Below are 9,199 nucleotides of genomic sequence, written 5' to 3' on the forward strand. Positions count from 1 at the left end.
ATTTGCGACGAGGTCACGTCGGCGCTGGATCAACTGGTTGCAGAGGGTATTCTGCGACTGTTGGCGCGCTTGCAGGATAAACTGTCCCTTACGTATATGTTTATCACACACGATCTGGCGACAGTCCGCGCGATTGCAGATGAGGTGGTGGTGATGAAAGACGGGCGTGTGGTGGAACAAGGACCGAAGACCGAGATGTTCAAGCCGCCACATCATGCCTATACCGATCTTTTGCTGTCGTCTGTTCCCGAAATGGACCCTGACTGGCTGACTAATCTTCTTGCGGAACGCGGAGTTGATAACCTCGGTGATGCAGCAGTTGATAAGATGTAACACGAATCGGTCACTTCAGTGACAAATCAATCGGGTGTGCAGCGCCTGAAGTAACAACTAGGGAGAACGAAAATATGCATGGAATTAGTAGACGCGGCCTATTGAAAACAGGTGTTGCCGCAGGCGTGCTAAGCCTGTCAGGTATGCCTTTGCGGGCACAGACGCGTGGTGGAAAGCTGACGGCAGGCATGTCGGGTGCCAACACATCCGATAGCTGGGACGGCCGCACACATTCCGACCTGTTCATGATCGCATCGGCACAGGGCGCAGTATTCGACAGCCTGACCGAAATTGGGCCAGACGGGTCATTGAAGGGCGAATTGGCTGAAAGCTGGGATGCGACCCCAGATGCAAAGACCTGGACATTCAACCTGCGTCGGGGCGTGACCTTCCACAACGGCAAGGCGTTTGGCGCGGACGATGTGATTGAATCCTTGCAGATGCACGTTGCCGAAGGCGCGAAATCTGCCGCAGAACCGATTGTCTCTGCCATTGTCGAAATGAAAAAAATCACGGACCATCAGGTGCAGTTGACGCTGGCGGCCGGAAACGCCGATCTGCCATATCTGTTGTCCGATTATCACCTGCTGATGTATCCTGCAGGCCAGATTGAAGAAGCGATTGCGCAGGGCATCGGTACAGGTCTGTATCAGGTGCAATCCTTTGATCCGGGCGTGCGTATGGTCGCGACCCGCTATGCTGATCACTACAAAGGTGACAGTGCAGGCTTCTTTGACGAGATCGAATATATCGCGATCAACGACAATACCGCGCGGACCAATGCCATTCTGACCGGACAGGTTGATGCGATCAACCGGATCGACTTCAAAACCGAAGCCCTGCTGCGCGCCAACCCGGCTTTGCGTATTCAGGAACTGACCGGTAACCAGCACTATATCTTCCCGATGCTGACACAGGTCGCCCCCTTCGACGACGTTAACATACGGCGCGCACTGAAACACGGCATCAACCGTCAGGAAATGGTAGACAAGATCCTTCTCGGTCATGGTCAGGTGGGCAATGATTCACCTATCGGTCCTGCAAACCAGTACTACAACGGCGATATGGAACAACTGGCTTACGATCCTGACAAGTCCAAGTTCTACCTCAAGGAAGCCGGTCTCGACAGCATCGACCTTGATCTGTCGGCATCCAGTGCGGCGTTCGAAGGCGCTGTTGACGCAGCACTTCTTTACAAGAACTCTGCGGCTGAGGGCGGGATCAACATCAATGTGGTTCAGGAACCTGCCGATGGGTATTGGTCCAACGTCTGGTTGAAAAAGCCTTGGTGTGCCAGCTACTGGTCAGGCCGCGCGACAGAAGACTGGATGTTCTCGACCGCTTATGAGGCCGGTGCGCCTTGGAACGATAGCCAATGGAACGACCCGCGCTTTCAGGAATTGCTTTTGTCGGCCCGTGCCGAACTGGACAGCGACAAGCGCCGCGAGCAATATCACGAAATGCAGCAGATCCTGCGTGATGATGGCGGCGTGATCCTGCCAATGTTTGCCAACTATGTGCAGGCCTTGAACAACCGCATCGCAACGCCTGATACGGTGGGGAACCTCTGGCAGATGGACAACGCACGCATGGCCGAGCGGTGGTCAGTGGCGTAAGCCTTGTCATATTGAAGCTGAAACGCCCTGCCGAAAGGTGGGGCGTTTTTGTAAACCGTGGTAAGTTCCTGCCACAGAGAGTGAAATTCTCGCAATAACCTGCCGTATTAATTGAATATGAATAGAGCGTTTTGCCGCTGTTCACCTTCGATTGTGTAGGGATAAGTGGTCAGCAAGTTGCGTCAGTTACAGATTAAACACAGGACACAGCTCATGATAAGGATGGAGCAACAATGGTTCACTCAGTTGGACGGAACTTCTTGAAACTGGGCGCGGTCGCGCTTGCCTTGACGACGATTTCCAGTGCCGCTGTGATCGTTTCGACAGATGCAGCCTATGCTGAAAGAGGTGGCAAAGGTAACGGTGGTGGTGGTAACCGCGACCGTGGCAGAGACCGTTCCGATCGTGCGGAGCGCGGCAATAACGGAAACGGGAATGGACGCGGTGCGATTGCCAGCGAATTACGTGGTTTGAACGCGGCACACGCGAACCCGCGTGCGATGGAAAACGCATCACCCGACAGCATGCCCGGTAAGCTGTACATCTATCAGCAGGCACAGCAGGAATATGCCGGACTTGCCGACGCCGAAGCAGATGCGCTTGCAGAGTATGAGCGCCTGATAAGCCTGACAGAAGAAGAGATTGCAGTCGCGTTCCCCGAAGGCGGTTATGAAGATGCCATCACCGATGCAGAGATCGCATATTATGATGCACAGGCGGACGCAGTTGATGCCGAGGCCGACATCGAAACCAGCCTTGTGACACTGACAGATGGCCAGGATCTTTCGGATGACGCTTTGGCTGAACTGAACCGGCTTTTGGGTCTGTAAAGGCCTGACAATCAAAGGGGCAGGTGGTTCGTCCCGCTTGCCCCTTGCAGTTTGTGAAAACTCTGCGTATATGACCATCAACAGCGGCGCCTTGGCTTCCAAACCCAAGGCCCACCGGGAAACATCAACGGGCCGCGCGCCCGTTTTTTTATGCGTGAGTGACATGAACGACCTGATCGCGAAAGCGGCGATTGATCGCCGGATAGCCGAGATTATCACTCCAGTCGTCGAGGACATGGGGTTTGAGGTCGTGCGCGTCCGCTTGATGAGCGGCAAGGAAAGCATCTTGCAGATTATGGTACAGCGTCCTGATGGTCAGATTGAAGTCGACGAATGTGGTCAGATTTCCACTGCGATTAGCGCTGTACTGGATGTCGAAGACCCGATTCTGGATGTTTATACCCTTGAGGTTTCCAGCCCCGGGATCGACCGCCCTCTGACGCGGATGAAGGACTTCGATCAATGGGAAGGCTTTGAAGCCAAGATCGAAACCGACGAACTGATTGATGGCCGCCGCCGCTTTAAAGGGCAGTTGGCTGGCACCGAGGGCAATGAGGTGCTGATCACCATCCCCGAAGGTACGATCGGTTTGAAATTCGAATGGCTGTCAGATGCCAAGCTGGTGCTGACGGATGAGTTGATCCGCGACGTGCTGCGTGGACGCAAGGATGCGGGTCAGATCGACGAGACCCAGTTTGATGAAATCGAAACCATCATAGATGGCGAGGAGAACACTTAAGATGGCATATACATCCGCCAACCAGTTGGAGCTTTTGCAGACCGCAGAAGCTGTGGCCCGCGAAAAAAATATCGAACCCGGGCTTGTTGTCGAGGCGATGGAAGAATCGCTCGCCCGTGCGGCCAAGTCGCGTTACGGCGCTGAAATGGACATTCGTGTGGCCATCGACCGCAAGACTGGCAGGGCGACCTTCACCCGCGTCCGTACCGTGGTCGAGGATGAAGACCTTGAAAATTACCAGGCCGAGTTCACCGTAGAGCAAGCCAAAGAGTACATGGAAAACCCCGAGGTCGGGCAGCAGTTCATCGAAGAAGTGCCGCCTGTTGAATTGGGCCGTATCGCGGCACAGTCTGCCAAGCAGGTTATTCTGCAAAAGGTCCGCGAAGCCGAGCGTGACAAGCAGTACGAAGAATTCAAGGACCGTGCCGGCACGATCATCAATGCGCTAGTCAAGCGCGAAGAGTACGGCAATGTCATCGTTGATGTGGGCGCTGGCGAAGCTGTCTTGCGTCGCAACGAAAAGATCGGTCGCGAGGCTTACCGCCCGAATGATCGTATCCGTTGCTACATCAAGGAAGTGCGCCGCGAACAACGTGGCCCGCAGATTTTCCTGAGCCGCACCGCGCCTGAATTCATGGCGGAATTGTTCAAGATGGAAGTGCCCGAAATCTACGAAGGTATCATTGAGATCAAGGCCGTGGCCCGTGATCCGGGTTCGCGCGCGAAGATCGCCGTGATTTCTTACGATAGTTCCATCGACCCTGTCGGTGCCTGCGTTGGTATGCGTGGTTCGCGCGTGCAGGCCGTTGTCAACGAATTGCAGGGCGAAAAAATCGACATCATTCCATGGAATGAAGACATGCCGACCTTCCTTGTAAACGCGCTGCAGCCCGCCGAAGTGTCCAAGGTGGTTCTGGATGAAGAAGCCGGCAAGATCGAAGTCGTCGTTCCAGAAGAACAGCTTTCTCTGGCCATTGGCCGTCGCGGTCAGAACGTGCGTCTGGCGTCGCAACTGACAGGTCTGGATATCGACATCATGACCGAGGAAGAAGAGAGCAAGCGTCGTCAGGCTGAATTTGAACTGCGCACCAAATTGTTCATGGACACTCTTGATTTGGACGAGTTCTTTGCCCAACTACTGGTATCAGAAGGGTTCACGAACCTTGAAGAAGTCGCCTATGTTGAACTTGACGAACTGATCGTGATTGAAGGTGTCGACGACGATACGGCTGCGGAATTGCAGGCACGTGCGCGCGACTATCTGGAAGCCGAATCCAAGAAAGCAATGGAAGCGGCCCGCGCGCTGGGTGTTGAAGACAGCCTTGTGAATTTCGAAGGACTGACCCCGCAAATGCTTGAGGCGCTGGGCAATGACGGTGTGAAAACACTTGAAGACTTTGCCACCTGTGCTGACTGGGAACTTGCCGGTGGCTGGACCACAGTGGATGGTGAGCGTGTGAAGGATGATGGCGTACTGGAACCGTTCGATGTGTCGCTGGAAGAAGCGCAAGATATGGTCATGACAGCCCGCGTGATGCTGGGCTGGGTAGATCCCGATGAGCTTGCTGCAGAAACAGGGACTGAAGAAGATTTGACCGTGGAGGAGGAGGCCTGATTTCAGGCCTCTGACTGGATCGCAGATGGCGCGTGGTGGCCATAACAAAGAACGCGACGATGCCGAACGCAAGTGCATCGTCACGGGCGAAGTGCAGCCAAAGGCAGGGCTGATCCGCTTTGTTGTGGGGCCGGATAATCAGGTTGTGCCTGATATTCTGGGCAAACTGCCGGGTCGCGGTATTTATGTGACCGCTGACCGTAAAGCGCTGGAAGAAGCGAAGAAAGGCCAGTTTTCACGATCGGCCAAGCAGGCCGTGACAGTGCCGGACGGTTTGGTGGACGAAGTTGAACGACAACTAGCCCGCCGCACCGTTGATCTGATCGCCTTGACCCGCAAAGCGGGGCGGGCTGTCTGCGGATTTGAAAAGGTGAAGGGCTGGCTTGCCGGTGGTGAGCGGGTCCGCGTTCTGGTTCAGGCCTCTGACGGGTCGGAACGGGGCAAAACAAAACTATGGACGCCCGAGGGGGCCAGATACTTTGGTTGCCTCACGTCAACCGAATTGGGTTTGGCATTTGGGCGGCAAAGTGTGATACATGGCGCGCTTGCGACTGGAAGACTCAGCGATCGTGTTGTAGAGGAAGCCACAAAGCTACGCGGTTTGCGCGAAGGGAACGGGGGCGATACGGCCTCCGGGAAGGATAAAGAAGCTAAATGAGCGATAACGACGGTAAAAAGACACTTGGCCTTGGTGGTTCACGTCCCAGCAACGTGAAGCAGAGTTTTAGCCATGGGCGGACCAAGAACGTCGTGGTGGAAACCAAACGCAAGCGTGTTGTGGTCCCTAAGCCCGGTGCAGCCAAGCCTGCAACTAGTGGTAAATCCGGCCCTGTAGGCGGTGATCCGTCCAAGCGGCCGGCTGGTATTTCTGATGTGGAGTTGGCGCGCCGGATGAAGGCCCTTGCGATGGCGAAAGCCCGCGAGGCCGAGGAGGCCGCCAAGCGCGAAGCCGAAGAAAAAGAGCGCGCCGTCGAGCGCGAGGAGCGCCGCGCCGAGATGGAGGCCAAAGAAGCCGAAGATCGCGCCCGCGAAGAACGCGCCAAGGCGAAAGCCGAAGAAGAAGAGCGCAAGAAAGCCGAAGACGAAAAGGCGAAGGCGGTTGCCGACGCGCCGCCCGCTGCGGCCGCTGCTCCCGGCGAGACCGAGATTTCGCGCCCGTCTGCGGCACCTCGCAAGACAGAGCGTCCAACTGAAAACCGCGAGAAAGCGACCAAGGCAAAGCCGGGCCGTGGCGGTGACGGACGCCGGTCAGGCAAACTGACCGTGAATGATGCGATGGCTGGCCGCGAAGGTGGCCGCCAACGTTCAATGGCTGCAATGAAACGCAAGCAGGACCGCGCCCGCGCCAAGGCGATGGGTGTATCTGCCGAACGTGAAAAGGTGTTCCGCGAAGTGTCGCTGCCCGAAGCGATTACTGTTTCCGAGCTTGCCAACCGCATGTCCGAACGTGTTGCTGACGTCGTGAAGGCATTGATGAACAATGGCATCATGGCGACACAGAACCAGACGATTGACGCAGATACGGCTGAACTCATCATTGAAGACTTTGGCCACAAGGTTGTCCGGGTGTCTGACGCTGATGTCGAAGACGTTCTGACTTCAATCGAGGACAAGCCCCAAGATCTCAAGCCGCGCCCGCCGATCATCACGATTATGGGACACGTCGACCACGGTAAGACATCTTTGCTGGATGCAATCCGTAACGCGAAGGTTGTCGCCGGCGAAGCAGGCGGTATTACCCAACACATCGGTGCCTATCAGGTGATAACCGAAAGCGGCGCTGTGCTGTCTTTCCTTGATACTCCGGGGCACGCTGCGTTTACGTCAATGCGTTCACGCGGTGCGCAGGTCACTGATATCGTGGTTCTTGTTGTGGCTGCCGACGATGCAGTCATGCCGCAAACGATCGAGGCCATCAACCACGCGAAAGCCGCGAAAGTGCCGATGATTGTGGCGATCAACAAGGTCGACAAGCCCTCAGCGAATCCTGATAAGGTGCGCACCGACCTGCTCCAGCACGAGGTCATCGTTGAAAAGATGTCCGGCGATGTGCAGGATGTTGAGGTCTCTGCGATCACCGGTCAGGGTTTGGAGGAACTGCTTGAAGCGATCGCGTTGCAGGCTGAAATCCTTGAACTGAAAGCAAACCCCGATCGCGCCGCCGAAGGTGCCGTGATCGAGGCGCAGCTTGACGTCGGCCGTGGTCCTGTTGCTACCGTTCTGATTCAGAATGGAACATTGCATCAGGGTGACATATTTGTTGTGGGTGAGCAGTACGGTAAGGTCCGTGCGCTGATCAACGATAAGGGCGAACGTGTTCAGGAAGCTGGACCCTCGGTACCTGTCGAGGTCCTTGGCCTGAACGGTACGCCTGAAGCAGGCGACGTTCTGAATGTCGTTGAAACCGACGCGCAGGCTCGTGAAATCGCTGAATATCGCGAAAAAGCCGCGAAAGAGAAACGTGCTGCAGCAGGTGCGGCCACGACGCTTGAACAGTTGATGGCGAATGCCAAGGCTGACGAAAGCGTCAGTGAATTGCCGATCGTGGTGAAGGCAGACGTGCAGGGTTCTGCCGAAGCAATCGTGCAGGCGATGGAAAAGATCGGCAACGAAGAAGTACGCGTGCGCGTGTTGCACTCCGGTGTTGGCGCGATCACGGAATCGGATATTGGTCTGGCCGAAGCATCCGGTGCCCCTGTCTTTGGTTTCAACGTCCGCGCGAATGCGCCTGCACGGAACAGTGCCAACCAGAAGGGTATCGAGATTCGCTACTACTCGGTCATCTACGACCTTGTGGATGATGTGAAGGCGGCGGCCTCTGGCCTGCTTTCTGCCGAGATACGTGAAAAGTTCATCGGCTATGCCAAAATCCAGGAGGTCTTTAAGGTCTCAAACGTGGGTAAGGTTGCTGGTTGCCTCGTCACTGAAGGTGTAGCCCGTCGCTCTGCAGGCGTTCGTCTGCTGCGCGACAACGTGGTTATCCACGAAGGTACGCTCAAGACGCTCAAGCGGTTCAAGGACGAAGTGCCCGAGGTCCAATCCGGTCAGGAATGCGGTATGGCGTTTGAAAACTATGAAGATGTCCGCCCTAACGACGTGATCGAGATTTTCGAGCGCGAAGAAGTCGAACGGAACCTTTAAGGCGCGAGCTTCACTCACCCTACAACATCGAAATGGGGCGGTCCTGTCGGGCCGCCCCATTTTCATTGGATATTTTTTTTGGTGTTCAATCGCGTTTCCACCGTTATAACCAGTCCCTTAAAATCGGTATCAGCGGCACATCGGCCGCTGGCATGGGATAGTTCCTCAATTCACTCACCCGCACCCATTTGAGTGCCTGCCCCTCACGCGATTGAGGAGAGCCGTGCCATTTGCGGCAGGCAAAGAGCGGCATCAGCAGGTGGAAGTCGTCGTAGGTGTGGCTTGCAAAGGTGAGGGGCGCCAGACAGGATGCCCACGTATCGATTCCCAGTTCTTCTTCCAGCTCACGGATCAGGGCGACCTCCGGCGTTTCGTCGGGTTCGACCTTTCCGCCGGGAAATTCCCACAGGCCTGCCATGGATTTACCTTCAGGCCGCTGTGCAAGAAGGATTCGGCCGTCGGGATCGATCAATGCTACCGCCGAAACCAGAACAGTCTTCATGATCGATAATCAGCGTTGATCGAAATATACCCGTGGGTCAAATCGCAAGTCCACACCGTGCTTTCGCCAGCGCCGATGCCCAGATCGACACCCAGCACCAACGCGGCTTTTTTCATATATGCACTCGCTGCATCTTCGGAATAATCCGGCGCGCGCACTCCGTTTTTGGCCACTGTGATATCGCCAAAGCGAATGCTGAGCCGGTCACGGTCAGCCGCCGCCCCTGATTTGCCGACTGCCATGACAACACGCCCCCAATTGGCATCCTCGCCTGCAATGGCCGTTTTGACCAGTGGAGAGTTCGCAATGGCCATGGCAACCTTATGCGCATCGGCATCATCCTGTGCGCCGGTAACGCGCACCTCGACGAATTTCGTCGCGCCTTCGCCGTCGCGCACGACTTGATGTGCAAGGTCGCGCATC

General features: G+C 55.9%; 8 protein-coding genes and 1 pseudogene. 7 read left to right on the forward strand and 2 right to left on the reverse strand.

The features are described from left to right. The 7 genes and pseudogenes from R6T97_RS16140 to infB form a co-directional block, all read left to right on the forward strand. A pseudogene (locus R6T97_RS16140) lies at nt 1-333 on the forward strand (ABC transporter); the annotation flags it as partial. Nucleotides 334-407: 74 nt separating this feature from the next. Further along, on the forward strand, nt 408-1,949 hold the full coding sequence (locus tag R6T97_RS16145) for an ABC transporter substrate-binding protein (RefSeq protein WP_410350306.1): 1,542 nt from the start codon (nt 408-410) through the stop codon (nt 1,947-1,949). A gap of 233 nt (nt 1,950-2,182) precedes the next feature. Further along, on the forward strand, nt 2,183-2,779 hold the full coding sequence (locus R6T97_RS16150) for a hypothetical protein (RefSeq protein WP_410350307.1): 597 nt from the start codon (nt 2,183-2,185) through the stop codon (nt 2,777-2,779). 163 nt (nt 2,780-2,942) lie between these two features. Next, nucleotides 2,943-3,518 (forward strand): ribosome maturation factor RimP, encoded by a 576-nt coding sequence (gene rimP / locus R6T97_RS16155; RefSeq protein WP_410350308.1) that lies wholly within the window; start codon nt 2,943-2,945, stop codon nt 3,516-3,518. Nucleotide 3,519: 1 nt separating this feature from the next. Further along, entirely contained in the window at nt 3,520-5,133 is a 1,614-nt protein-coding gene (gene nusA / locus R6T97_RS16160; RefSeq protein WP_410350309.1) for a transcription termination factor NusA, read from the forward strand. 25 nt (nt 5,134-5,158) lie between these two features. Beyond that, nucleotides 5,159-5,791, forward strand: coding sequence for an RNA-binding protein (locus tag R6T97_RS16165; protein WP_410350310.1), 633 nt, complete (start codon nt 5,159-5,161; stop codon nt 5,789-5,791). Continuing rightward, nucleotides 5,788-8,274, forward strand: coding sequence for a translation initiation factor IF-2 (gene infB, locus R6T97_RS16170; protein WP_410350311.1), 2,487 nt, complete (start codon nt 5,788-5,790; stop codon nt 8,272-8,274). The genes R6T97_RS16165 and infB overlap by 4 nt, the downstream gene beginning before the upstream one ends. A gap of 103 nt (nt 8,275-8,377) precedes the next feature. On the opposite strand, the gene R6T97_RS16175 is transcribed toward infB, so the two are convergent. Both R6T97_RS16175 and R6T97_RS16180 read right to left on the reverse strand, forming a co-directional pair. Continuing rightward, complete coding sequence (locus tag R6T97_RS16175) at nt 8,378-8,776, reverse strand: (deoxy)nucleoside triphosphate pyrophosphohydrolase (protein ID WP_410350312.1); 399 nt, start codon at nt 8,774-8,776, stop codon at nt 8,378-8,380. Next, on the reverse strand, nt 8,773-9,199 hold a 427-nt coding region (locus tag R6T97_RS16180), incomplete at its 5' end, for a bifunctional ornithine acetyltransferase/N-acetylglutamate synthase (protein ID WP_410350313.1). The genes R6T97_RS16180 and R6T97_RS16175, both read right to left, overlap by 4 nt.

This window comes from Yoonia sp. (assembly GCF_046498525.1).
Lineage (GTDB): Bacteria > Pseudomonadota > Alphaproteobacteria > Rhodobacterales > Rhodobacteraceae > Yoonia.